The 22,474-nt window shown below is 40.8% G+C and carries 33 protein-coding genes; all 33 read right to left on the minus strand.

Annotation, left to right across the window (positions count from 1 at the left end):
- Window positions 1-8: 8 nt before the first annotated feature.
- Window positions 9-341: a hypothetical protein gene (locus tag FGS84_RS17280; protein ID WP_007868739.1), complete on the minus strand. Its 333-nt coding sequence runs from the start codon at window positions 339-341 to the stop codon at window positions 9-11.
- On the minus strand, window positions 338-940 hold the full coding sequence (locus tag FGS84_RS17285; RefSeq protein ID WP_243130007.1) for a structural protein: 603 nt from the start codon (window positions 938-940) through the stop codon (window positions 338-340). The genes FGS84_RS17280 and FGS84_RS17285 overlap by 4 nt, the downstream gene beginning before the upstream one ends.
- Window positions 900-1,178, minus strand: a complete 279-nt coding sequence (locus tag FGS84_RS17290) for a hypothetical protein (RefSeq protein ID WP_243130008.1) — start codon at window positions 1,176-1,178, stop codon at window positions 900-902. The genes FGS84_RS17285 and FGS84_RS17290 overlap by 41 nt, the downstream gene beginning before the upstream one ends.
- Window positions 1,179-1,305: 127 nt before the next feature.
- On the minus strand, window positions 1,306-1,644 hold the full coding sequence (locus FGS84_RS17295) for a hypothetical protein (protein ID WP_006781004.1): 339 nt from the start codon (window positions 1,642-1,644) through the stop codon (window positions 1,306-1,308).
- A gap of 278 nt (window positions 1,645-1,922) precedes the next feature.
- Window positions 1,923-2,174, minus strand: a complete 252-nt coding sequence (locus FGS84_RS17300; protein ID WP_007868750.1) for a hypothetical protein — start codon at window positions 2,172-2,174, stop codon at window positions 1,923-1,925.
- Window positions 2,175-2,183: 9 nt separating this feature from the next.
- Window positions 2,184-4,931, minus strand: a complete 2,748-nt coding sequence (locus FGS84_RS17305) for a helix-turn-helix domain-containing protein (RefSeq protein ID WP_119205465.1) — start codon at window positions 4,929-4,931, stop codon at window positions 2,184-2,186.
- 3 nt (window positions 4,932-4,934) lie between these two features.
- Window positions 4,935-5,492: a DUF2800 domain-containing protein gene (locus FGS84_RS17310; protein WP_007868754.1), complete on the minus strand. Its 558-nt coding sequence runs from the start codon at window positions 5,490-5,492 to the stop codon at window positions 4,935-4,937.
- Entirely contained in the window at window positions 5,464-5,754 is a 291-nt protein-coding gene (locus FGS84_RS17315) for a hypothetical protein (protein ID WP_007868756.1), read from the minus strand. The genes FGS84_RS17310 and FGS84_RS17315 overlap by 29 nt, the downstream gene beginning before the upstream one ends.
- A 162-nt stretch (window positions 5,755-5,916) precedes the next feature.
- Window positions 5,917-6,711 (minus strand): DUF4839 domain-containing protein, encoded by a 795-nt coding sequence (locus tag FGS84_RS17320; RefSeq protein WP_007868758.1) that lies wholly within the window; start codon window positions 6,709-6,711, stop codon window positions 5,917-5,919.
- Between the two features lie 13 nt (window positions 6,712-6,724).
- On the minus strand, window positions 6,725-7,246 hold the full coding sequence (locus FGS84_RS17325; RefSeq protein ID WP_007868760.1) for a hypothetical protein: 522 nt from the start codon (window positions 7,244-7,246) through the stop codon (window positions 6,725-6,727).
- 778 nt (window positions 7,247-8,024) lie between these two features.
- Window positions 8,025-8,288: a hypothetical protein gene (locus tag FGS84_RS17330; protein WP_006781012.1), complete on the minus strand. Its 264-nt coding sequence runs from the start codon at window positions 8,286-8,288 to the stop codon at window positions 8,025-8,027.
- Window positions 8,289-8,291: 3 nt separating this feature from the next.
- The gene (locus FGS84_RS17335; protein WP_006781013.1) at window positions 8,292-8,495 is read right to left on the minus strand and encodes a hypothetical protein; all 204 of its coding nucleotides are present in this window, start codon (window positions 8,493-8,495) and stop codon (window positions 8,292-8,294) included.
- Between the two features lie 123 nt (window positions 8,496-8,618).
- Window positions 8,619-8,993: a hypothetical protein gene (locus FGS84_RS17340; protein WP_007868764.1), complete on the minus strand. Its 375-nt coding sequence runs from the start codon at window positions 8,991-8,993 to the stop codon at window positions 8,619-8,621.
- Between the two features lie 158 nt (window positions 8,994-9,151).
- Window positions 9,152-9,370: a hypothetical protein gene (locus FGS84_RS17345; protein ID WP_007868766.1), complete on the minus strand. Its 219-nt coding sequence runs from the start codon at window positions 9,368-9,370 to the stop codon at window positions 9,152-9,154.
- A 2-nt stretch (window positions 9,371-9,372) separates the two neighbouring features.
- Window positions 9,373-9,573: a hypothetical protein gene (locus FGS84_RS17350; protein ID WP_007868769.1), complete on the minus strand. Its 201-nt coding sequence runs from the start codon at window positions 9,571-9,573 to the stop codon at window positions 9,373-9,375.
- 3 nt (window positions 9,574-9,576) lie between these two features.
- A complete protein-coding gene (locus FGS84_RS17355) occupies window positions 9,577-10,263 on the minus strand; it encodes a hypothetical protein (protein ID WP_007868771.1) in 687 nt (228 codons plus the stop codon).
- Window positions 10,256-10,531: a hypothetical protein gene (locus tag FGS84_RS17360; protein WP_007868773.1), complete on the minus strand. Its 276-nt coding sequence runs from the start codon at window positions 10,529-10,531 to the stop codon at window positions 10,256-10,258. The genes FGS84_RS17355 and FGS84_RS17360 overlap by 8 nt, the downstream gene beginning before the upstream one ends.
- Before the next feature lie 15 nt (window positions 10,532-10,546).
- Window positions 10,547-10,873: a hypothetical protein gene (locus FGS84_RS17365; RefSeq protein WP_055649095.1), complete on the minus strand. Its 327-nt coding sequence runs from the start codon at window positions 10,871-10,873 to the stop codon at window positions 10,547-10,549.
- A 15-nt stretch (window positions 10,874-10,888) separates the two neighbouring features.
- The gene (locus FGS84_RS17370) at window positions 10,889-11,161 is read right to left on the minus strand and encodes a hypothetical protein (RefSeq protein ID WP_119205464.1); all 273 of its coding nucleotides are present in this window, start codon (window positions 11,159-11,161) and stop codon (window positions 10,889-10,891) included.
- Complete coding sequence (locus FGS84_RS31570; protein WP_242827942.1) at window positions 11,161-11,358, minus strand: hypothetical protein; 198 nt, start codon at window positions 11,356-11,358, stop codon at window positions 11,161-11,163. Before FGS84_RS31570 ends, FGS84_RS17370 begins: the two co-directional genes overlap by 1 nt.
- 109 nt (window positions 11,359-11,467) lie before the next feature.
- Window positions 11,468-12,535, minus strand: a complete 1,068-nt coding sequence (locus FGS84_RS17380) for a hypothetical protein (protein WP_007868780.1) — start codon at window positions 12,533-12,535, stop codon at window positions 11,468-11,470.
- 103 nt (window positions 12,536-12,638) lie between these two features.
- The gene (locus FGS84_RS17385; RefSeq protein ID WP_347563852.1) at window positions 12,639-13,313 is read right to left on the minus strand and encodes a hypothetical protein; all 675 of its coding nucleotides are present in this window, start codon (window positions 13,311-13,313) and stop codon (window positions 12,639-12,641) included.
- A 95-nt stretch (window positions 13,314-13,408) separates the two neighbouring features.
- A complete protein-coding gene (locus FGS84_RS17390) occupies window positions 13,409-13,963 on the minus strand; it encodes a LemA family protein (RefSeq protein ID WP_007868786.1) in 555 nt (184 codons plus the stop codon).
- Entirely contained in the window at window positions 13,950-14,141 is a 192-nt protein-coding gene (locus FGS84_RS17395; protein WP_007868788.1) for a hypothetical protein, read from the minus strand. The genes FGS84_RS17390 and FGS84_RS17395 overlap by 14 nt, the downstream gene beginning before the upstream one ends.
- On the minus strand, window positions 14,138-14,338 hold the full coding sequence (locus FGS84_RS17400; protein ID WP_007868793.1) for a hypothetical protein: 201 nt from the start codon (window positions 14,336-14,338) through the stop codon (window positions 14,138-14,140). The genes FGS84_RS17395 and FGS84_RS17400 overlap by 4 nt, the downstream gene beginning before the upstream one ends.
- Complete coding sequence (locus FGS84_RS17405; RefSeq protein WP_007868794.1) at window positions 14,322-14,849, minus strand: DUF5662 family protein; 528 nt, start codon at window positions 14,847-14,849, stop codon at window positions 14,322-14,324. The genes FGS84_RS17400 and FGS84_RS17405 overlap by 17 nt, the downstream gene beginning before the upstream one ends.
- Window positions 14,846-15,004: a hypothetical protein gene (locus tag FGS84_RS30935; protein WP_006781026.1), complete on the minus strand. Its 159-nt coding sequence runs from the start codon at window positions 15,002-15,004 to the stop codon at window positions 14,846-14,848. Before FGS84_RS30935 ends, FGS84_RS17405 begins: the two co-directional genes overlap by 4 nt.
- A 13-nt stretch (window positions 15,005-15,017) precedes the next feature.
- On the minus strand, window positions 15,018-16,256 hold the full coding sequence (locus FGS84_RS17410; protein ID WP_007868797.1) for a DEAD/DEAH box helicase family protein: 1,239 nt from the start codon (window positions 16,254-16,256) through the stop codon (window positions 15,018-15,020).
- Window positions 16,246-16,410, minus strand: coding sequence for a hypothetical protein (locus FGS84_RS30940; protein ID WP_006781028.1), 165 nt, complete (start codon window positions 16,408-16,410; stop codon window positions 16,246-16,248). Before FGS84_RS30940 ends, FGS84_RS17410 begins: the two co-directional genes overlap by 11 nt.
- Before the next feature lie 22 nt (window positions 16,411-16,432).
- Window positions 16,433-17,320 carry an N-6 DNA methylase gene (locus FGS84_RS17415; protein WP_007868799.1) on the minus strand — a complete coding sequence of 296 codons (888 nt, stop codon included), beginning with the start codon at window positions 17,318-17,320 and terminating at the stop codon, window positions 16,433-16,435.
- 92 nt (window positions 17,321-17,412) lie between these two features.
- Window positions 17,413-17,898 (minus strand): hypothetical protein, encoded by a 486-nt coding sequence (locus FGS84_RS17420; RefSeq protein ID WP_007868801.1) that lies wholly within the window; start codon window positions 17,896-17,898, stop codon window positions 17,413-17,415.
- Between the two features lie 19 nt (window positions 17,899-17,917).
- On the minus strand, window positions 17,918-22,018 hold the full coding sequence (locus FGS84_RS17425; protein ID WP_119205463.1) for a DUF5906 domain-containing protein: 4,101 nt from the start codon (window positions 22,016-22,018) through the stop codon (window positions 17,918-17,920).
- Between the two features lie 243 nt (window positions 22,019-22,261).
- Window positions 22,262-22,474, minus strand: a complete 213-nt coding sequence (locus FGS84_RS17435; RefSeq protein ID WP_007868808.1) for a hypothetical protein — start codon at window positions 22,472-22,474, stop codon at window positions 22,262-22,264.

Here is a 22,474-nt window from a genome sequence, read left to right on the forward strand (position 1 = left end):
TGAATCACCTACTTGCTTGTTGCTTTCTTGATGACCGCGTCAATTCCCTTCGTCATGTACTTCGATACATAATTGGTGGCGGTCTGCTTTGCGGCATTGGTCAGCACATCCTGTACAAACTTTCTACCGACAGAAATTTCTGAACTGGTAAGCTGTTTATACTGCTTTTCCATTTGAAGACGGTTGATCTTTGAGCGGAGTTCCGAATCAGACATCTTCTTCACCTCATCATCGGAACTCGTCTTCTTTCCGCTTGCTCTTGCAAGCTGTTCGGGAGTTCTTCGGACGCCCCATTTCATTCCAAGAATCCCGTGATGCTGTAGTAATGCTTCATTACTCATTTTGAATCTCCCTCCTTTGCGATATATGATGTCACTCCGTTTGCTGCGTTCCCAGTCTCGTAATACGGAACTTCTGTTACCACAATATTTCGATCCAGAACTTTATTCTCAGTATCCAGCATTTGAGATTGGAACGCTTTCGGCGTTACCCTATACTCGCCATCGTAGGACTCGTGTTCTTCGGACTTTTCTTCGTCAGTTTCCGCTGCAACATTCAGTCTCCACTCCGCCTCAGCAATCATCTTTTCCATAGACGCCATTACAGCGGAACTCAAAGGAGGATCAAACAGCAGCTTTACCTTCAAATGCATATATGATTTTACTAACTGAAATTTTGTCTCATCGGAGACGAATTCTTTCCATATAGAAGTTTTATCCCGAATGGAAAATCCCGATGGCGGACCAACCCCAAGTTGTGTCAAAATCATAAACACTGAATTGATATGCATGATAAGATCTGAATCGAAATGTTCATATTCTTCCGTAATACCAAGCATCTTTTTGATTGAAGTCAATATACTCTCTATAATTTCCATAATCTCTATGATCTCCTCTCCATCAAAGTTTCCAGGGACATGTATCGTTTCTGCTTCGAACAATAGGTTCTGCGACAAGAAGACTTTCATCTCCATAGTGAATGGCATTATGTGTTGTAAGAATTGTTGAGATGAGAAATTCTGGATTTAAAAGAAAATCACTTCTCTTTAAAATATCCTCCACGGAAATCGGATTCATATGGTGAATCAATATCTTCCCATATATCTCATGACCTTCTATTCCGAGGTCACATCCGTTATCTCTCACAATCACAAAATCACGAACTGACTTCCACTCCATAGACCGATAGAAAATCTGATTCAGATATCGGTCAAACCCAAACGTGTCTGCCCCGATGACTCCGCCCAAACGAAGATACTCGTATCGTTCTTTAAAAGTCTTCAATTTTGATAATTCCGAATATGTCCTAATCATCATCGTTACCCTGTCCACTGTATATACGAAACGCATTGATGGCGTCCTTATAGAGATCTTTAATCTCATCTGTGGAGTCAATAGCTCTTACTTTTGCCCGCAACAGATTGTTCTCTTCCTCCAGTCTCTCCCTCTCAAGCTTCTCTCTGGAAGAGCCCAGTTTCAAATAATGAGTAATGACCTGAGAAGAAGCAGTCCCTTCCAGCAATTGTCTTTCAGCCAGGTCAACAGCCAAAGAAATCATCTGAAGTTCCCTTGCTTCCGGAGTCAAAGCAGGACGAATCTTTTTGGAAGAACCTGTCGATTCAGAACTCTTTACTTTTCTAGCCATTTACTGCCTCCTTCCCGTCTGTTCTTCAATAGTTTCATAAAAGTTTTCCGGCAGTATTTAAAAGAACCCACAAGGCTGACTGTAACTTTTTTACCGAAAGGAGAAAAAAGAGTAAAAAGAACCACAGCTTATTACTTAGCCAACCTTATGAGCTCTGTTAAATACTGCCGGAAGGTAAAAACATTCTCCGAAAAATACCCCCGGGGAATTTTTAAAGACCGCCGCGATGACGGAGGGGGTGCGATTTTTGCTACCCCCCCCCCTATACCATCTGATACCTAGACAGCCCCCGCGTCTCGCGTAACTTTTTTGTAAATGTTTCGGAAATCGTATTTTACGATCTCATCAATTGCTCGTTCAACTTCCAAGTCATTCTCTTCATCGGAGAGTTGGTCCGAGGTTCTGGCAATTCTACCAAGATACGAACATGAATGATAACCTTTTTCCTCATCAAACAGTAACCATGAAGTGAACTGTTCAAATGGATCGAAAGGATTGTCAATGGTTGTAAGCATACACTTCTTCGCCATTTACTTTGTTCACTCCTTTCCATTCAGATACTTCGACACAGTAGAACTGGAAACACCCAAAGCCGCTGCTATCTCAGCAGTGCTATAGCCAGAAGCGTTCAGCGCCGCAATACGATTTACTTTGGCAGAACTAAGGGTTGTTGTTGCACGAGGGGTAGCTCTCTGTCTGACTGTATCTATGTTTGTACTGTTGAGAATCTGGGTAAGCTTGTTCTCGCTGATAGCGCCGGCTTGAATCGCTTCCCATTCACGATCTGTAATCTCGACAGGGGTTCTCTTGGCACCAACAGCAGTACGGGCCGCAGTAAGGGCCTGTTGATTAGCCTTCTTGATTTCAGCCTTTGTCATATCAGGGTTGTCTATCTTCTTAGCGGCCACAATAGAATTCGCCATGGTCTGTGCCTGACGCTCGCGGGGGGCGTTCTTTAAAGCTACATTAAGCTTAGCCATAAGAGAATCAACCTCTGTCTGGTAGGTCTGTTTTGCTGAAGCAGAGTAGGCTATCTTTCCAGTATTAACCATCTCCCTGCGGGCCTGATTAGCCAGAGACTTCATGGTATTTGCATAGTCTGCATACGCCTCTTCCTGTGGTGTCCCAGATGAGAGAGTGCGAGCGTCTCTGGTTTCTGCCATCTTGGCACTCTTTTGAGTCCGCACCTGGGTCTTTCCGTTCTTATCTATGTACTCCTCCCTGACGCTCTTCCAGCTTTGCTCTCCGGTTTCCTTGTCAATGATCGGGCTTCCTTTTCTTTTCAACACAGAAGTCTCAGACTTGGCACGAGAAATCAGCGTAGAAGCTCCGCCATAACCATCATCGTCATCGTGAGCCTGGTACTTCTTCTTCAAAGCCGTAATACCATTGTCCTGCTCACTCTTCTTGTAGTCTAGCTTATGCTTCTCTGCATCGATGACGACCATACTGTGACGTACAGCTCTTGCAAGCTCATCTTGAGTAGCACCTTTCAAAGTCATATCAGTAATCAAGTTTGAAATCTTACCCATTTCTGTCTGGGTATTTTTCATAATCTTAATCTTCTGACCGCTGCTGTTACAATAATCGTCACCTTTCTTAACGGTCCCATAAGACATCTTAGGATCGAATCCTTCCAACCCCTTTAATTGTGGAGTAGAAGTAATCTTCACCCTACTATTAGAAGAATTACAAGGAATCACCATGACAGTATCGCCATCGAAGTCAGCTCCGGAAAGACGGTCAGCAACCTTTTTGTTAATGCCAATAGCGTCTGTCGGTGTATTCCCAAGAACTCTTCTTCCTTCTGGCTGCTTATTATTAACAGTTAAGATTGGAATCTCAAAAGTTCCACCATGCGGATACCGCACAAGAGCTACTGTTTCTCCATTCTTGTAGTTCGGAGCATAGACCTCATTGTCTTTGATAGATGTCAATGGAAGAATAACTTGATACTTCTGTCTGGGAAGAGCGGCTGCCTGTAAATGAACAGCGGCTGCATCGCAGTCATCAGCAAAAGATTTCAAAAGAACCTTTTTCACTGTTGGATTCGTAAGAGAACAAATCTCATCAAATTCAGACTGCTTGTCTGCGGCCGCTAAATTCAACTGCTTCTTTATCAAAGTTCTACTCTGTTTCGACAGAAACTGAGATGGAAGCTTGTCTGCCCATTCGCCCCAATCCCCTTCTTCTGCTCGCTTGTTGATAAGGGAAAGCTGTTTCTTCCCATTTTTATCATAGTAGTAACTCTGACCTCCTCTTTCAGTAGTGGGGTTATCCGGGTCATTAACTCCCTCTTTAATTAAAGAACCGAACGGGTTATCCGGGTCATCTTTGATTGGTTTCAGAACATCCATTTTAGGTGTCCCTTTTTTCTTATTGGTGTTGAACATAACATCCACACCATCAGGAAGGTCATCTGAATAAACCGCCATCCCTTTGATGTAGTGTGTCTTGTCAACTAAGATGCGAACCTGAGCATAATGGGATTCTCCAAGAGACAGGTCGTCAACACCTCTTCGAATTTCCACAACACCATCCTTCAATTCGCCGCCATCTTCCGAATACCGAATCTGCAACCGCTTTGAATCCATGCTTTTGGGATAAACAAATTTGGGATCAAAAGATTCCCCATCATCATGAGAGACATAATCTTTCAGAGAATTGATATTCTCAAAATCGTAAATCTCTTTATGCTCTGTTCCAGGAGGACAAATCACACGAAGCGTTGTTTTCTTCCCAGGATTTGTTACCTGATCCACTCGTCCGCCGTAAACAGGATAATCCTCCATCTCCAGCATATAGAGTGCTTCATTCAGTTTCTCCTTGGAAATTCCAAGTTCACGTTCCACACCGGCACCAACATCAATCATGCCTTTTTCGTCAATTTGCTTTTTGATAATTTCAGCAGTTGTCTTAGCTTGGTTCATACGAACCTCAGAATTTTCATTCAAAAGCGAACGAACAGAAGAGTCGTTTGCGAAGCCCATTTCTTTCGCAATTTCATTTAAGCTCAAACCATCTTCTCGAAGAGATTTTGCTCTCGCCACATCCAGCGCACGACGTTCATCTTTTGCTAACGATTTCTGCGTACGGTATTGAGTGGTGGTTAAACCCATGGCTTTTGCAATTTCGGTATCACTCATACCCAGACTTTTCAGTTCATCCACTCGACTCAGAAAATCTCCACTATGCTGATACGGATTATCACCAGATCCCCACGGATAACGACCGGAACGGCGGGGCATTCCATAATGCATCAAAATTTCTTCTGCAATCGGATTCATAAGTTAGCCCTCCTGTTCTTTGATTTTGTTGATTACTTTGTCGAATGTGATGATCTTGTCCATGATGGGAACAATGGTTTCAGCCGTTGGATTCTCATAAAGAATCTGGTTGTTCTGATAAATCCGAAGTTCCATTTCAATGTCGGCTGGCTTGATTTTGTATTCCAAACAAAAAAGAGCAGCATATATTTCAAGCTGCTCCATGTGCGCAGGAATGACGCCGGTTTTTAAATCATGAATGCGAAGCATACGATTTCGAAATGCAATCGCATCTGTTGTTCCAAAGCAATTCTCCGAATAGAAAAGAGGCTGCTCAGGAACCATCTTGAATCCTATGGCATCATTCACATACATATTCAATGTTTTCTGGGACTTCGGAAGTTTCTGTCCAAGTGTGATACATTTTGCCGCAAAATCGTGAAGCTCTGTTCCTTTTTGAGTTGCAAGGAATTTTGAATACGATTCTGCAACTTTGGATTCGTCATAGTTGATCCAGTGATATTTACTTGCGCCAAGAAAGGCGTGTTGCCCTTCAAGAGCAGAATGCTTGTTGAAGATCATGTAACACTTCCTCCTTATTTTCAGGACAAATAAATCTTGAGAACGACATCTCGTTCATTCGTCCAACATAATATTCTTGATTTGGTTGTTTCTTGGCGCGAACACTTTTCTTACATTCTAAAGTGGCCCACTTATTGTTATAAAGGATCAGCAAATCAGGAATTCCCTGAATGTGGCTGGAATCCAGTTTTGTTACAATGCAGCCTTTGAACATTTTTTTCAGTTCTTGGATCAGTTTATTCTGAAATTCGCTTTCCAGCATAAGTAAGCCTCCTTTCTCCAAAATAAAAGAGAGAATGGCCATTTTAACCCTCTCTCTTCATAACAGTCGATGTATTTTTCGCGCGCAAAAAGAAACAAATGAAAACATAAAAATAGCCCGTACCCCAATTCCAATAGGTACAGGCTAAATAATTTCTTTATTTTATCGGGACTCAACTTTCACAGGATTTAGATAAAAAACACCTTCATTCTCACTAAAATACTCAACTTCAGCGGTCACATGTACATTTGATCCGACACTTATATAATCAGGAAGATATAAATCCTCGATTCCCATTCCATAAGTATTCACATCTTCAAACTTAAAGATTGGTCCAGGATTGACCATTTCATCATCTACATAATTACCGCCGCTCATCAAAATATCATATCGAGTATCGTAATCGCCATGGTTTGTAATGTAGGTAATACAACCATCGAATACTATCGTTGAGCCTTTATATTGTTCTGCAAAAGTGGAATAAAAATCGTTTATTTCTCCTTCAGTCGATAAAAGTTTTTCGAGATCAGCACAAGTTTCAATTGTGAGTATCGATTCTACTGCTTTGTCTTCGGCTTTTTCGCTTATTGACTCCTTCGACTCCTCATCTTCTTCCAAATCACTCTCTTCCGAAAATGTATGGTAAGTAATAATAACCTCTACATCATTTGAATACCATTTATCAGCGGAATAATTTTCATCACCATCTACAGAAACATTTTCAACTTCTCCATCTTTCGTCAGCCAACCTGTTATTAAATCATCAAGAGCAACTAACGATATGTTTGTAAATCCACGTTCTTCAAAATCTTCAACAACTGACTGATAATCCCTTCCTTTTTGAGCTCCCGATGCAGAAGGTGTCTTTGCTTCGCCATCATGTGTCTGAGAATCAGAGCAAGCAATAAGCAAAAACGTCATAATTGCTGCGATCATAAACATAACAATCTTTTTCATTTTCAATCTCCTTTTAATGGTTTTCTTCTTCGTCATCGCCGGGAATATTGTTTTGCTTAGAAGTTAAATTGACCCCAATGGCGGTACCTAAAACTGTAATAACACCCGCCACCACTCCACTCACAATCCCTATTAACTTTATGCGGTTAGCCGACTTTTCGGAATCCTTTTTCGATATTTCATCGGCAACCTCTCTCATTTGTTCGAGTATGTAAGTCTTTTCTTTAAAGGTCAAATTGTCATTTTCAAGAATACACTCAAGAGAATTCATCACACGATTATACATATCGTAACATATTTCCGCACCATCCCTGTCATCATTCATCAACTGTTGTAGAATACCCCGATACTCTTTCATAATTTCAAGAGATATCGATACGAAGTTAGGAAACTGCTCTAAAGCCTTCTTTGCCACTTCAGGTTCCATTCCCGGAATCATTGTAGCAAATGCTATGACTTTATCCTTTGTCAGATGACGAAAGTCAGGAATATCTAATTTTTTTAGAACTTGTATTTCTGTATATGGTCTATCCACAATGTCACCGTCCTCTAGTCAGATAGATTTTGGCGCAATAAAAAAGGTGCGGCCCCAACAAGAGACGCACCTAAAAAAGTGTTCTCCCATTGTTGCCACACAATCTCGTTCCGTTTAAGGTATGAGTAAAGAGAGAATACACCTTTTACCAAAGTGAATTCCCTTAAACGGATTCTATATTAGATTGTGTGGCTCTTACAGTATATCACAAATTTTTCCAGAAGAAAAGAAATTTTTCATTATCTCTTGACATTTTCTTTAAGCTGTGATATATGCCTGTTTTCTGAGATCATCATAGACCATCTTCATTCCATTCTCAAAATACACTACTATACTCATATAACCGAACGGACGAAAATATACGGATGACCGCGACAACCTTGGATAGATTGACTTAAAATTTTCATACAAGCTCTCCCAACTAATCTTGCTCATGATTTCCTCCATTTTTTTGCTCGTGGCCAAAAACCCACTTTTTTTGCGCTATTACTATATACTTTTAAACTTTCTATCATAATAGTTTAAGAAAAAAAGTGGGAAAGTGGGCTTTGAGCCCGCAAACCCGCATTAATACTGGGTTTTTACTGACCAAATCGGGGTTTTAAAAGTGGGCAGAAAGTGGGCAAATGGCCACAAATTTGACCAAAATCGTCCGAATCCTTCCCCAAAATTCCCTGCGTTTCTCAAAAAGCCCACATAAAAGTGGTCAAAGCCCATTTTTCAAAACCCAAAAGTGGGCGTGATTTTCACCCACTTTCAAGCTTTGTACGGACGATTTTCAATAGTTCCTTCTCTGATAAGGTAAGTGTTTCTGAACAATTGGCCGATACGAATACTGCTTAACGAAGGATTCTCTTCGAGATTTCCGCAAAGACATCCCATATCGAGCCGGAGAACCTAGACTCTTTTTCTTCTCTTTCTCAGGTGTCGAAACTCCAAACGCCTTGTTCAGAGCATCCGCCATCTCTTTTATAGATGCTGTAAACTTTTCCCAAACTTCTACAAGTGTATCAATCGCTCGCTGTAAATCAGTCATATCCATAAGCTACCTCCAAATTCGCCCGGTTCGTTTGTCCTTGATGACGATCCGCTCTTCAACGTGGAAGTCGGACAGTTCACAAAGAGTAAAAATCGTATCCAGCAGCTTATGGAACCGTTCTTCTTCCCGCTCAATGTTTCTCAGTGCTTCACAGGCAGTCGGATCGGAATACCCTTCTGCATTTTTACGATAATCATTTTTAACGCCCATCTCGTCCTCCCCACCGGAATGAATCGTCCATATAAGTTGCAGAAGAGCTGGTCGCCTTTAACACAATCAGTCCGATCAGACCCACGAGCCCAACAATACACGCAATAACTCCCATTACACATTTCATGTTGCTTCACCCTCACTTTCAACTAATTTCACACCACCATATTCCCACAAATCCTCTTTCAGTTTTTCCATATCCAACTCACCATTTTGCCAGCGTTCGTAGTATTCCAGAACTCGTTCGGTGAACTTCGGAATTCTCTTCGCATAGGATTTTGTCCAATAATGGTCCATCAACACTTCCAATGGCAAAGTCAGAAGCAGAACCATCGCAGTATTTACCGCATCATCGGTAGCCTCCTGCTTTACTCTGATAAGTTCGTCTCCGATTTTTTCCCGAACCATGACATCGAGTTGTGCCTTTGTGAGATTGTATGTAGTGGTTTTCTCTTTTTGCTTTAACTTTTGAGCACGTCTTCTCTCGGCTCGTCCCATCGTCTTCCTCTCCTTCATAAATCCAATTCTCTTTCGAAAAGAACAGATATCCACCTATAATCAGGGTAAATAAAAAGAACGTTGCATCCCATTCAATCGGGACTGACAACGCTCCTAGAAGAATAAACAGAACGGCATGGATTTTATTTTTTACTAACTTATGACTCCACATTTTTTCTTGCATCCTCCTTCTCTTTTCCGATTTTAATAATGCCCGCCTCAACATCGCTCATTTTAGTCATAACTCCGTTTTCTCTTAATTTAGAATAAGCTCTGGCGGTAGCACAATGTTCAATGCATTTACAGATTCTACAAATCAGAGCATATACATAAAGATATACAAGGCTAAATAAAATCACATATTGAATAGATGTCATTATTACGCTCCTTTTAATTTTTTTAGTTTGTAGCAACTCAGTTCAAATTGAGGCTTCACACCACTTCGATGTGCGATGGTACTAAATTGAATACCTTCTCCATATTTTGCTTTCAACCGCAAAACATCCGGATGGTTGGGTTTCCAAGTTGCTAATAGTTCTTCCAAGGTGTTGTAAAATATAGACTCATAGTATTGAATCATGTTTTATCTCCACATTCTACCAATGATAATGTCTGAATATGGAAGCGCCTCAATCCACTTGCAGAATTTTACCCACTCATCCAGCTCATGATTTCTTAGCATGGGATAAACACTGGTTAGTGTTTCATAATTCGTCATCACAGTACGTTTCTGATTATGATAGGACGCGGGAAGAAGCTGAATCATCTGCCACCAATATTTCTTGTCTTTGGTTATTAAAAACATCTCTCGTGCCGAATTTAATGAATCGATGATGACGTCCAAATTACAAAACCAGCAGTTGTCACCTTCGTCGACCAGATGCTCACATGAGAAATCGTCCAATGTAAACGCCTTCGCAGCCAGTTCAGACATCGCAGAGCGAGTATCAACAGCTATACCAACCTCGTAGGTATAAAAATCTTTCCACCAATACAACGGAGCCGTGATGTCCAGATTCACCGTAATCATTCGCCGATACCTCGCATCCGCAAGCCGCATCATCAAATCGTGGTCTGCTTTACCGAGCTGCCAGGAATGATCATATGTATGCTCGCAGGAATCATAATTGGCACAGTTCTCACATCCGATACCATCATCCCCACCTTTGCAGATTCCACTATCCGATTTCTCCCAACTGTTCATCGGATTCCGCATTCCGCGGATAGCGTGTTCCCATCCCATAACTTCAACATTTTCAATTTTAATCATTGTCTTCTCCTTTCATGGGTTCCGCTGCAACTTTAATTTGATACTCCAATTCCTGAGCCATGTCTTTTAAAAATTGAACTATAACAAATTCAAACTGATTGCTTCTAATACGACGAAAGTCATCGAACATAACTTTACGAACCAACCTATGCCGTTGATGACAGTCTCTTTTATCCATCTGAATAACGATAGAATTCGTTGCGCTCTCATATCTCCAAAGAATTTCAAAATGGCGTTCTCCCAGTTCTTTTAACAAACTTTCAATCATCGCTTTCTCCTCTCTTCATTCGCAATTTTTCCTCTCAAAATAGTCCAATTCTTCTTTAAATAATCTGAAGAACTCGTAATAATCATCAATAGTTCTGTCTTTCTGTGAGCAAGTGTTTGTCCTTCCGAGATGTTTATACCAATTTACCATCATGCCACTTTCCAAATGGATGATGTAATACTCGTCGGAGTTAGAAAACCAAGCAAATTCATCACAAACGACAGTTCCATGACAGAATGCGTCCATAAGTCTATCGTAGCCAACGGTTTCTTTTACAATCTCACACAGTTTATCTCTGTCGATATGATACTGTGGTAGAGGACTCAAATGTTTTTCATTCATAAACTTTCTCCTTTTTTAACTTCCTAATTTCAAGCCTAACCCTGAATATAACTGGAAATAAATCTGTTTTTCTATTTCGTCTTTATAAACCTTGGTTGGCGTACCGTTTACCATAATTGTCATAGTTTCTCGTAATAAAGGCGCTGCTAAGTTTTCGAAACTTGGACCTGCCGCGTTTGCTAAAACTTGTGTTTCAGTCATATACGCCAGTGCTTCCATTCGCTTATTTTTACACCGACTGACAAACGGGCAATTCTTGCATTCTTCTGAAAGTTTTGATAATCCCATTACTGACAATTTCTCCTTTCCCGTTCCAGCTTCACATCAATGGCTTTCTGTAAATCCTCTGGCTTAATATCAAAAATGGACTCCAGGAAGTTCGGACAAATATAAGCATCTGCCATCTCTTCCAAGAGTCCAATTCTATCGCCATAACCTCGAACCTGTTTGCTGATCTGCTGCTGAAGCTCTGCAAATTCCTCCATTGCCACCGTACATTTTGTTTTCCAGGAATGTTTTTGAAGGCTTCTGTGAATAATACGCCGTCTTTCTTTTTCAGAAAATTGAATGTCACCTTTTTATCCCTGGATAAACCTATTCCGATTCATACTGAAGCTCCTCCTCGCAACGCAGACAATCATTATTAGCGGCTCCGAAACAGCCATGGCAATGCTTCCTCATATCATACTCAGCCTTGGTTATTTCAACAAATTCGTCATTTTCTTCTTTAAAGAAGCGATTAAGCTCCACTGTACAGTCTTCTGGTGTAATTGTATAGAAAATTCCAACTGTGTCGTAATCTCCATTTTCCGGATCAACTAAAAAATCTTCGCAATAGACCTTAAATGGTTTACTTGCCGGAAAATATGGCATGGTAATAGGGAACTTCTCTTCCATTACCCGATTGATCAAGCTACTATGATAGGAATCATGTGGATTGTTCATATTGATTCCACAGTATCTATCTACATCGTGATACTTTACGGTTCCATCAGAATATACATATTTGAAAAGAGAACTCATTCGCTTACACTGATAGTTTACAATTTCACCGCGATATCCCGAAAGGTCCGTAATATCACTCCAAACATCCTCTGTATCCTCGATCGATGTAAGTGGCTTTCCGTCAATTAGGCGATTCAGAATATATTTAGTCATACCGATACTGAAACCGCTATGGCCGTCCTCGGACAGACTGTGATAGGCTTTCAGAGCACTTTCGTAGCAGACGCAACCATAATCCCACTCCCTTTCTTTTGTTCCGGAGGCTTTTCTTTCGTTCTCACAAGCAATCTCTACCTCTTTTTCAGCCCATGTCTGCGTATTGGATTTTTCCCGGCAGGATGACAAAGGAATATTCCGGTCATCTATATACTCATTTGCAAAAATCTTTCTGGTATCAGAACCAAAGTTCTCGATGATTTCCGGAAGATTCTCATTGACCGCATCAAACACCAGATTTCTCTCCTTACACCACTCAACAGCTTTTTGAAGCATGTCTTCCACGCGGCAGGTCCACAGAATCAACTTATCTCCATCCTTTTTCCGATTACGAAGATACTCTATCAGTTCTTCGTTCGGCGCTCCGATCCCTGGCCAGTTGTTCTCACATAAAGTTCCATCGAAATCTACTGCAATAATTTTCACTGATTTAAGATTCATACGTTTTTTCTCCTTTCTTATAGCGGACTCATCCCTTATGCAACTACTATATCCGCCTTGTGGTCGCCCTCATTATTGCTCGACCCTCTCCCAAATTCTCCAATTACTCAAGCCATTTGTTGTCGATATAATAGAAACTGTAGACACAGACTCCAATTAAGACCATCCAAATAATCCAGAATATCCACATTGCAAAATCGGTTTCTAAGTATTCTACGGTTTCATCAATCTTCATATTTTCATAAAATGGTGAGTTATCGGCTATTGTTTTATCAGCCAGTTCTGTAAATATGGTTCCGGTAAAGTTTAAACCAACTCCATAATACTTATAACGAATGTGGCTGGATTCTTTAACAGTGTCTATATACTCCTTTCCCGGCAGGTCGATTTTACTAACTGAAAAAACGTGATTTAAAAATGATATTTCATCACATATCCGTTCCTCACTACCAGCATAATCCCATGTCCAATAGGTTTCCGTTGTATAGTAAGTATGGGTTTTTCCATTCGTAGTTGTTGTATGTGCAACCTGGCGAGTATGCATTGTATATCGTTCTTTCACTTTTTCAATATAAATGTATTCTCCACCAATTTCAGGATATGTAACTGTATCGACCGCTTTCAAATCGCCATATACAAAAGCGTTCCCGGCATTAGTCCTCATTCCGTACTCAAACAGTTCCTGCGATTCTATTTTTATCGCCTTGTTGTATTTTTCATTTTTATCCAATTGATAATCCGAAATTTTTCCAGCAATAAGGACTCCAATCAGAAGCATAATAGCGACAATCGATACACTTACCAGTATTTCCCGTTTCGTAATCTCGAAATTCCCGAAATCAAAACTTCTACGCTTGCGTCCTCTCATAGCTTTTACTCTCCAAACAGATTCTGCGGAGCATCGGCAGGAGCACTATAGTCAAGATAGGTATATCCCCGAACCTCATATCCGAGAATATTGAGAAAAAATCTTGTCGGGAATTTGCGTATATATCGGTTGTATTCTTTTACCTGCTTATTGTAGTTACTCCGATATTCTGCAATTAAATTTTCTGTAATTGAAAGTTCATTCATTAACTCTTTATAATTTTCATTAGATTTTAATTCTGGATACGCTTCTGACACCGCCGTGATAGCTGTAGTAACGTTTTCGATATCACCGGTAGAGCCTCTATTTTCAACAATCGCCGTCAATGTTTCCGCTTCATGCTTATCGTACTGCTTAACACAATTAGCAAGGTTGTAAACCAAATCTACACGTCGTTTTTCCTGAACTTTGATGTCAGAATCAGCAGTATTAACTTGCTCTTCCAAGGTAAATGCTCTGTTCTGGGAACTCTGTATACAAAACACACCTAACAAAATAATAGCAATAATACCGACTGCTACAATTAAAGCTACTTTCCAGTTGTTTTTAATTGTTCTCATGATTTTTTCTCCTTCTTACTCTTCTGAATTTATCTACACTCTTTATCACACCCGTATTCTTATTGATAATGCGATAATAGAACTCTGTCTCCTCAACCAACATCCAATCTTTACAGTTTAAATAATGAGCAGATAAGCATTCTTTTTGCTCTCTGGTCAATTTTTTCGGTTGCTTCATGTGGTTTTCTCCTCGCTGTAATTGATTTTCTTAGATTTGGGGAATACCAGCTTTTGATAAATTTCTTTGGCTTCTTCCCCTTGATAGGCATTGATAATTTCTACCCTTCCTTTTTGCTGCCTTCCAACAATCAGAACGCCAGCGTCTTTCCCATGAGAAAAATCCCAACTCACAATAACACTATCTGTTGATTTCATTCACTATCACCTCCCCAAGCTTATTTTTGATACGTCCTAAGATATCCTCCACCAATCTTCTCGTATTCGGATGCAGTTTTATATAGCTTTTCCGCTCCTCATACCAAGAGAAGATCTCCAGCAGGTTCCCTTTAAACCAGCTAAAGGACCACCAATCACAAATCATCTCCAGAATATAACAGTAAGGCATTTCCAAAATGATTTCTCCTTCTTCGGGATCGTCATTGATAAGCACCCAATACTGCCAATGATGAGGGTTTCGATGAATATGTAACAGCCAAGCTTTTCTGAAATCCTCAACTACTCCATAAGAGCGATTGCCTCCATAAAAATAAATATCATAGGGGCCATACTCATCGGGCTCCGTTTTGGATTGGTCATGTGCAAATACGATATTGTGTTCCGCACCACTGCCCTCTGTAATTTCAGGAAGATTTTTCTGCAACCAACGAAATCCGGCTTCAACGTTGGATTTATGTTGCGCCAAATATCGGTCATATTGATAGCTCATTTTTTCTTTTCCTCCCACTTCATAGGTTTCTGGGAATTGAGATTGTATCCATAATCCAAGCATTCATTACATGGGTCGAATTTTTCTCCCAATTCCTTGTGTTTACAGGTTTTACAATACTTTTTAAAATCCACTTCCAAATACTCTTCGTTCATGGTTGATCTCCTTTCACCACTTCACAAACCTCGATTCATTAAAATCTCTCTTATCTTTCAGTGCCTTACTAATTGCCAAATCAATCCCACTACGAGATTTCAAGTGATAGTAATACAAATCTTTGAATGGCGTATTCAACCTGTCTATTCGCCCCGCAGATTGCTGCATGATTTTGTAAGAATAGTTCTGTGAGTAGAATATAATGGTATCTGTCTTGATGCAGTTCCATCCTTCCGCTCCAGCATTGTACTGAACAAGATACACCCAGTTTTTCGACTCTGGGATTGGCTGGTGTTTGTGACCATTCCACTCTGCAATTTCAAAGACTCCATCGTCTTCATAAATTCGAAACAACCCGTTCAAAAGCTCCAGCTCATAATCAAAGTTGTAAAATATAATGGCTCTGGGATGCTTCTCTACAATTTCCATCAAGGCGATCTGTCGTGACTCGTCCGTATTCACAATTTTCCGCCATACATAGCAAAGACCGGCGGCATTCGCAATCGGCTCATTCTTATACGGGTCCCATCGTGTTCGTCCAACATCTTTGTATCGCTCTATGCTGTATCGAACAAATATATCTTCGTGATGAGAAACCGTCTGACGCTTGAAATCCATATTCACCAAAATACGATTTCTGAGTCGAATCAATCTCCCAGTATTCAAATATCGGTCAATCTTTGGGTATTTACTGAATCGACTATAAACCACATGTTCTCGGATGAATTCTGTCCGGTTTTTGTAAAACCCATTTGCGATGAATGCCGGAATATAATCCTGCCAGGTATCTCCCGGAGTTGCAGACAATAGAATCCACTGATTTGATTTGGTGATTTTCAAAAACGCCTTCACCCAAGCTCCGGAGCCTATCACTCTCTGCTCGTCAAATATAAAGAAAGCATCCTTTACATCCTCGTACTTCTTGATATTATTCCAGGAATCCACGACAATCTGATTTGAATATAGATTGACATCCTCGTGAACCGAAAGAAGGAAAGGCGAAAGATCACCCTCCCATTCCATCGTGTCCCGCTTTCTGGCTGTTGTGATGATGTATAAGTCCTTTGGGGGATCGTCCATCGCAACATAATCCTCAACCCCCATCAAGCAATCCGGATTTCCGCCATTCTGGAGATAGTAATAAGCTAATGCTGTTCTTGATTTTCCGCTTCCAACGCCGCCACACAGAATACAACCATTTCTCATTTTTTTTACTGCTACTATTTGATAGTCATACAATTCAACGGCCATTCCGTTGCTCCTCAAGAACCGCTGTTATGCTGTTTTTCAGGTTCGCCATATCCGAATACATCTCGTTTTCATTCTTCGTGCAGTCATCTTCTATGGGGGCCATATTTAACAGACTATCCAGCTCTTTTTCTAATGCTTTCAATCGTTCATTCACGCTTATCCCTCCTCATAAACTTTCATATACTGTGAAATAATCTTCTCATAGTCCACACATCTGAAAAATATATAGGTGTAAACCAGTAATTCTTCAAATCATCAGCCATAGTCATTGGTTTGGTCAAAGAATTTCCAACTTTAAAATATCCAGCAATTCCTAGAAGAGAAAGTTGAATATAGCACATCAAAGCTGGAACTTCTTCAATGTCTTGTCCGGAAACTAATAAATGGTTTTGATAATTATAATTTTCTTTTTCTAATTGCTTTCGTGCTTCGTGAATAGCAGCAATCAAGTTGGCTCCCGCTCCGCAACATGGATCGTTGATGGTAATATAGCCATCTTTCCTTACTTTCTCAGTTACATCCGTAATGGTGATTTTTGCCATAAGCCGACACATGTCATAAGGAGTAAATATTTGTTTCAACTCATCGTAGCCAAGATTTAAGCTCATGTACATCTTTCCTAAAAAATCCTGCTCCGGATTCATTTCTAAAGACATGACCAGATTTGCAAACAACTGTGGAAAAAGTTCCTGTTTTGACTTACTGTAATGGCGAATGATATCCAAGTATCGTTTCTCTCGCTTATCATATTGAGATTTGTCCACAGAATTTGATATAGAACAAGCCGACATAACAATAAAGTCTTTCCAAATATCCCACGGTCTGTTTTTTTCTGAAACAAGTTGACGAAAGATGTTCATAAATTCTTTCTCATATCTGTCGGGTTTGAAAGTGGGAAGATTTTTCATTTTCGGCTTCGGTGATAAGCTTACTTGATGTTCCTCTTTATGAACTACAAAGTCGTGCTTCTCTGATATTTTCTTTGGTTTTTCGACCTTGGAAATAGAAGCATTGATCTTCGGTTTCGCTGTGGTTCGCTTCTTTTTCCGATTCCAAAATGCCATAACTTTCTCCTTTCGCAGAAATATAGGGCTGTTTCCTCTAGCCTTAGGACATTTACCTTGCTGGCAATATCAGGCACCCTATTTGTCGCTCATCAGTGGAATGGGACCTCTTCCGGCCCTTCTTCCTCCGCATACTTCTCAGCAAACTCATCCTCTTCGATGGTGACATACATCGTTTTCAGATAAGCCTTAATACCGCTCTTACCGTTCACGTCCCAAGAATACGGCCGAATCGTCAAATCAACCTTCCGAATCTCCGCATAGTCCAAAGTGGAAATGGATTCATCATCCAACGGTGTTTTTGTCTTTCTGGTAATCATATACACCTTAGGCGGGATATTCTCAAAGCTGACTGCCACCTGGATATAATGTTTCGGCTCTTCGTCCTCGTCTCTCGGAGCCAGCGCTCTTACATTCCATCCATCATTGGAGAGTTTCTCCGCCTGCTCCGGATCTTCGATGATGACACAGAAATTCCGATTTCCAGCCCGATTGTATTTAGACTCTTCGCCTCGGAAGTTTCGAAAAATAATTCTTGCGTTTTCAATAATGATATTGGGTACATTTTTGTAAGCCATGATATACTTCTCCTTTTCTTTAATTAAATGGTATTTCCTCATCAGCGTCTTCTGGAATGTTCATAAAATCCTCAAGCTTAGGTTTGGGAATATAAGGATCATCGGATATGAACCATTCAAAGTCACCATATTTGGATATGGTTTCCACTGCATCGTCTACAAGCTTGTCATAATAAGAACGATCAACGGAATCCTCTTTAGAGAGTTCCTTTACCATCTCAGACTCTAACCACCGATAGCCCTTTGACCCAGTGGCAGCATAATATCGTCCGTCCTTTTCTCTCATGAGCAATCCGCCACCAGCCCCCGATTTAATCGGACAGAACTGACCAACTCGTCCAATGAAAATATAATTGTGAGTCGCCTCGTCTTTTTTACAAAGCTCGCTGTATCTTGCTCCTATTTCTTCGTATGTATATCCGTATTTAGATGCGACATCTTCAAGAGATTTCCCTCCAGCCTGACTATTCCAAGCCTTGTCGATGGCATTTAATTCCCTTTCTTCCTCGGTTGTAAGCCGCGGAAGTTTCTCATTCATATCCAAATATAAAGCGCTGCTTACCGACTTGGTTTCACACACATCTTCAAAGGCAATTTCTTCGCCGCTGAAAAGTTTCTTGAAGACATACGGAATCTGGAACTGAGTTCCTGTGGCTGTCCATTTTCCGTCTTTATACTTGGCGATATAGACGGCGTCATTTACAAGGCACATCCGGTCGTATGTAGCCTCATGCTCAAAGGTGTAACCATATCGCTTTCCGTAATCCATAACAAACTGGATAATCTCCGGTGTCGCATCAGGAATCTTGATAGAGTCCGTCTTAATGTGAGCAACAGTAAAGCCCCGTTCCTGTACCTCGTGTTTAAGGTTAATCATGAACAGAGCTCCTCGTTTGGCTACAATATTATCTTTGTTTCTCGGATCACGGAACGGATTCTCGAAGTTAGCAGAAGTCAGACCATATACCGAGTTGATTGCCGTCTTCAAAGCATTTGCCAAATCCTTCGCTGTCATCTCTCCGTCAATGACCTTCTGGATATATGGTGTCAACTTCCCATCCAGCATATGATTGACTTCGTCCCAAGCTTCGTGTTTGATGCTGACTCGTCCTTCCACAATGTCACGGAAGGCTCTCGTAAATTTCACACCGAACAGAACTTCTGCAATTGCACTATGAGGATGCATAGAGGAAATATCCAGCAATGCCACATTTCCGTACATACCAGGTTCTGCATAGACATAACCGCCTTCTCCAACTTCTTCTCCTCGATATGTCGATTTTCCATTCTCATACTTGTATCCAGGAAAATATGGTAAGAGACTTCCTTCATCGCCATGCGTTTGCGCCATCATTTCGGGACACGCTTCGGCCAAGAAGGAATAGGTTTCTTCATCAAGGTGATGCACTGGCTCTGCCAGATTTCGGTAATTGAACTGATCCTGTGGTTTCCGCTCGTTTCCAAATATAATCTTCTGGGTAAGCGTATTGGTCGTATCATTCACTGTCATTCCAGCCAAATCCGCCAGAATCTGTCGAGCTGTCCAATCAGCTTTCAGATAATGGAATGCCGCTTCGGTTGCAATTACATCGTTATCACAATACTCGGCAACTTTCGTCCACATTTCTTCTGGAACCGGTTGATCCCAAGGAAGCCCAAGCTCCTGATGATGGATTCCCATCTCAATTTCCAGCTTCTTCAAGCTCTTTTTATTTCCGGCAGATGCAAAGTCATACACATCCGTATAGGAAACATTGTAGGCTTCTCCAAAGAAACAATTCGGACTTCCACTGATAATTTTTTGTGAGAGGTTATAAAGCTGCTCGTTTGTATAACCCATGAGTCTTGCATACAGAATATGATTATCATATCGCCGACAGTTAAACCCGACCAACCGGAATCGCATCAATTCCTCAATCTCCGTTGGAGTCGGGTTAATCATACGCACCACAGGCTTTCCTTCGCCCTCGATTTTCCAGTTTACAAGGAACAGATTTGGAAATACCTCAATATCGTAAAATACCAACTTTGCTTCTTCGTTTCTCCCCGCTGTGGAAGGGTCTGCTGATTTAAACTGCATCTTATTAACCAGCTTGATACAGTATTCGGCCTGATGCGTACTATTCGCAGCAAATGCTAAAACCGCATTCCGCATGTCCGTCACGTCATAACTCAAATCGCTGGAATATGCGTCCTCCAGTATTTTGTAGATAAAGTCGATACTGGGCTTAGTACCCGGATGGATTTCTTTATTCAGATTTCTCTTGATTAGTGTTCTAAGCCCTTTCTCGCTTTTAATCGCTTCAAAATTTACCATTTTATCTTCTCCTTTCGTCGGTAAACCAGAGCTAATCGTTGCGATGGGCAAATCATTACACTTTGTAAGTTTTCTTCGTAATGAGCTTTTACCCGTGAACACTTTCACTTCGATGTGGTCGTCATAAATACGACTCAGTTTTTTCACATCTCCCGTATAAATATAATGAAGATGAACCCCCTTTCCGCTTTTGCTTAGCTCTGCATAAGTCGCCGGCCACTTGCTTGCTTCTTCTACATTCCGTTCGAAGGATTTGTTCCCTTCCTTATTTGGAATATCGAAATCAATTACGATGTGGTTTTCCGGGACTTTAACATAGTGGATTTTAGAAGTATCCAAATCCGATAGCTTCGTTTTTACCTTGTTCCATTTCATGGAAGGTGTTTCTTTGTCTGTTGCATACTGCGATGGACAATCGGAACATACCTGATCGAAAATGGATTTGGCAGTATTAAACTGCAATAATGAAGGCTTCTCTTCCGGCTTTTCAGCAACCATTTCCTCTTCAAATTTTTCAGTCCGGAATCCGATATAATAACTTCGTACTCTCGAACCGTCCTCCATGTTGAATCGCTCTTTGTAGTCATGGAAATAGTTCTTCAGTTCTTCCTTAAAAATTCTCTGAGAAAATGGATAGCCTACTTTGGCTTCATCACAATAGGTCTTATACATCTCCCAGGCAGCTTTCAAAGTCGTGCCGTTTTCCCGTTTGAATACATGGTAGGAATCAATGATGAAGTTATAGAAATCATTGGATGCGCCCAGCATTGCAATGGGAATATAGTCATCATACAGACCGGGATTGTTTAGATAGATTTCCCGGCAGTGATATGCAATCGCTCCCAGTTCGAATTCAATCTGTTTCATAATTGCTTTGTATTCCTTCGGGCTCAGCTTATTTCCTGAAGGAGATACGTCAATCAGTCGTCGAATCAAACCAGATTTTGCATCTGTAATCTTTACCGGCTTGTTGGTACCCATGAACAAAAAACATTTGAATCGGTTGGAGTAAGTCGATTTGAACTTCTCATTTACGGTCATCAGCTCATGGGACACCAAGCTGTTTAACCTGGTATTATCCTCAATTCTTGACAAATCGCCATCATGCTGGATCGCAACAAGCGGATTACTCTTGAATGCCTCCAATGCAAAAGAATTACTGGACGCCCCCAGAGCTTTTGCGTCAAAGACCGAATAATACCCTTCAAAGAGCTGCTGAATAATATTGAGAACTGTGGATTTACCTGTTCCGGCAGCTCCATACAGAACCATAAATTTTTGCAGTTTTTTCGATTCTCCACATACCACAGAACCGATAGCCCATTCAATTTTCTGTCGCTCAGCCTCAGAGTACAGAGTAGACATCAATTGGTCATAAGCAGACAAATCGCCAGCTTCAAGCGGATATTTCAGCTTTTTACTGGCGTAATCTTTTTTATCGGTTTTTGTGTTGGAGAATATCAATTTGTCATCCAGCATGTGGAAAGAATCCCGCATTTGTTTCTGACAATATTTGTGCCAGGAATCAATCATTCCAGACTCTGCATCCCACATGTGAAGAACTTTTATTTCAGAGTCAAAGCGCTGGCGGCTTTCTTCTGCGTACCTATCCAGTTCACGGTCGATAAGTTGTAAAGCGTCCTGTTCATCAGTAGACCATAAACCTCGTTCCTCAATCCAGATAGCGTAGAAGTCACCACCTCGAATCATCAGATCGGAGCTTTTCTTAATAATGAACTTCGGATAGATTTCAATTACACCACGCTTTGTACTACGTGTAGAAATCATCAAAAAGTCGATCATCTCATTTTTTACTCTCCTTTATCGCACTTCATTTCCTCTATTGTTGATTCCAATTTCTCGATTCTCTTTTTCTGCTCTACTCGATCCAGTTCCAGGAGAACCAGATTAACCGTTACGATAAGAACAAGCGTACTTAATTTCCGATTATAACGTGCCTGTTTATTCATGGATTTCCGGATAGACCGGATCGCTGTTTCCGAGCTGCTAAGACTTCCAAAAATATAATTCATAACCTCGCACATTTTACTTTTTTTCTCCCTTCATTCCATTCAGAAAGCTAGTAATCGTTTCAAATTTCCAATCTTTCTGACCGTGATAAGTGAATATAAATTCTTGGCCATTTTTCTGGCGGATACGGATACTGTTCCTTCCATTTGGAAACCACATATCAATCCGCTCTCCTGAAAAATCGGGAAAATAACTCTCAAACCACTTCATTACTTCACTGTGACCCAT

Origin of the sequence: Clostridium sp. 1001271st1 H5 (assembly GCF_005845215.1) — a bacterium.
GTDB lineage: Bacteria > Bacillota > Clostridia > Lachnospirales > Lachnospiraceae > Enterocloster.

Excerpts from the sequence above, each read along its gene's own strand:
- FGS84_RS17290 (WP_243130008.1), bottom strand. The coding sequence starts at position 1,178 with ATGGAGTGGAAGTCAGTTCGTGATTTTGTGATTGTGAGAGATAACGGA.
- FGS84_RS17280 (WP_007868739.1), bottom strand. The coding sequence starts at position 341 with ATGAGTAATGAAGCATTACTACAGCATCACGGGATTCTTGGAATGAAA.
- FGS84_RS17380 (WP_007868780.1), bottom strand. The coding sequence starts at position 12,535 with ATGAATCTTAAATCAGTGAAAATTATTGCAGTAGATTTCGATGGAACT.
- FGS84_RS17335 (WP_006781013.1), bottom strand. The coding sequence starts at position 8,495 with ATGGGCGTTAAAAATGATTATCGTAAAAATGCAGAAGGGTATTCCGAT.
- FGS84_RS17390 (WP_007868786.1), bottom strand. The coding sequence starts at position 13,963 with ATGAGAACAATTAAAAACAACTGGAAAGTAGCTTTAATTGTAGCAGTC.
- FGS84_RS17300 (WP_007868750.1), bottom strand. The coding sequence starts at position 2,174 with ATGGCGAAGAAGTGTATGCTTACAACCATTGACAATCCTTTCGATCCA.
- FGS84_RS17405 (WP_007868794.1), bottom strand. The coding sequence starts at position 14,849 with ATGAGCTATCAATATGACCGATATTTGGCGCAACATAAATCCAACGTT.
- FGS84_RS17330 (WP_006781012.1), bottom strand. The coding sequence starts at position 8,288 with ATGGATATGACTGATTTACAGCGAGCGATTGATACACTTGTAGAAGTT.
- FGS84_RS17395 (WP_007868788.1), bottom strand. The coding sequence starts at position 14,141 with ATGAAGCAACCGAAAAAATTGACCAGAGAGCAAAAAGAATGCTTATCT.
- FGS84_RS30935 (WP_006781026.1), bottom strand. The coding sequence starts at position 15,004 with ATGAACGAAGAGTATTTGGAAGTGGATTTTAAAAAGTATTGTAAAACC.
- FGS84_RS17350 (WP_007868769.1), bottom strand. The coding sequence starts at position 9,573 with ATGATTCAATACTATGAGTCTATATTTTACAACACCTTGGAAGAACTA.
- FGS84_RS17370 (WP_119205464.1), bottom strand. The coding sequence starts at position 11,161 with ATGGGATTATCAAAACTTTCAGAAGAATGCAAGAATTGCCCGTTTGTC.
- FGS84_RS17320 (WP_007868758.1), bottom strand. The coding sequence starts at position 6,711 with ATGAAAAAGATTGTTATGTTTATGATCGCAGCAATTATGACGTTTTTG.
- FGS84_RS17365 (WP_055649095.1), bottom strand. The coding sequence starts at position 10,873 with ATGAATGAAAAACATTTGAGTCCTCTACCACAGTATCATATCGACAGA.
- FGS84_RS17305 (WP_119205465.1), bottom strand. The coding sequence starts at position 4,931 with ATGAATCCGATTGCAGAAGAAATTTTGATGCATTATGGAATGCCCCGC.
- FGS84_RS17360 (WP_007868773.1), bottom strand. The coding sequence starts at position 10,531 with ATGATTGAAAGTTTGTTAAAAGAACTGGGAGAACGCCATTTTGAAATT.
- FGS84_RS17415 (WP_007868799.1), bottom strand. The coding sequence starts at position 17,320 with ATGGCATTTTGGAATCGGAAAAAGAAGCGAACCACAGCGAAACCGAAG.
- FGS84_RS17345 (WP_007868766.1), bottom strand. The coding sequence starts at position 9,370 with ATGACATCTATTCAATATGTGATTTTATTTAGCCTTGTATATCTTTAT.
- FGS84_RS17315 (WP_007868756.1), bottom strand. The coding sequence starts at position 5,754 with ATGCTGGAAAGCGAATTTCAGAATAAACTGATCCAAGAACTGAAAAAA.
- FGS84_RS17385 (WP_347563852.1), bottom strand. The coding sequence starts at position 13,313 with ATGCTTCTGATTGGAGTCCTTATTGCTGGAAAAATTTCGGATTATCAA.
- FGS84_RS31570 (WP_242827942.1), bottom strand. The coding sequence starts at position 11,358 with ATGGAGGAATTTGCAGAGCTTCAGCAGCAGATCAGCAAACAGGTTCGA.
- FGS84_RS17420 (WP_007868801.1), bottom strand. The coding sequence starts at position 17,898 with ATGGCTTACAAAAATGTACCCAATATCATTATTGAAAACGCAAGAATT.
- FGS84_RS17340 (WP_007868764.1), bottom strand. The coding sequence starts at position 8,993 with ATGGGACGAGCCGAGAGAAGACGTGCTCAAAAGTTAAAGCAAAAAGAG.
- FGS84_RS17400 (WP_007868793.1), bottom strand. The coding sequence starts at position 14,338 with ATGAAATCAACAGATAGTGTTATTGTGAGTTGGGATTTTTCTCATGGG.
- FGS84_RS17355 (WP_007868771.1), bottom strand. The coding sequence starts at position 10,263 with ATGATTAAAATTGAAAATGTTGAAGTTATGGGATGGGAACACGCTATC.
- FGS84_RS17435 (WP_007868808.1), bottom strand. The coding sequence starts at position 22,474 with ATGGGTCACAGTGAAGTAATGAAGTGGTTTGAGAGTTATTTTCCCGAT.
- FGS84_RS17425 (WP_119205463.1), bottom strand. The coding sequence starts at position 22,018 with ATGATCGACTTTTTGATGATTTCTACACGTAGTACAAAGCGTGGTGTA.
- FGS84_RS17410 (WP_007868797.1), bottom strand. The coding sequence starts at position 16,256 with ATGGCCGTTGAATTGTATGACTATCAAATAGTAGCAGTAAAAAAAATG.
- FGS84_RS17295 (WP_006781004.1), bottom strand. The coding sequence starts at position 1,644 with ATGGCTAGAAAAGTAAAGAGTTCTGAATCGACAGGTTCTTCCAAAAAG.
- FGS84_RS17310 (WP_007868754.1), bottom strand. The coding sequence starts at position 5,492 with ATGATCTTCAACAAGCATTCTGCTCTTGAAGGGCAACACGCCTTTCTT.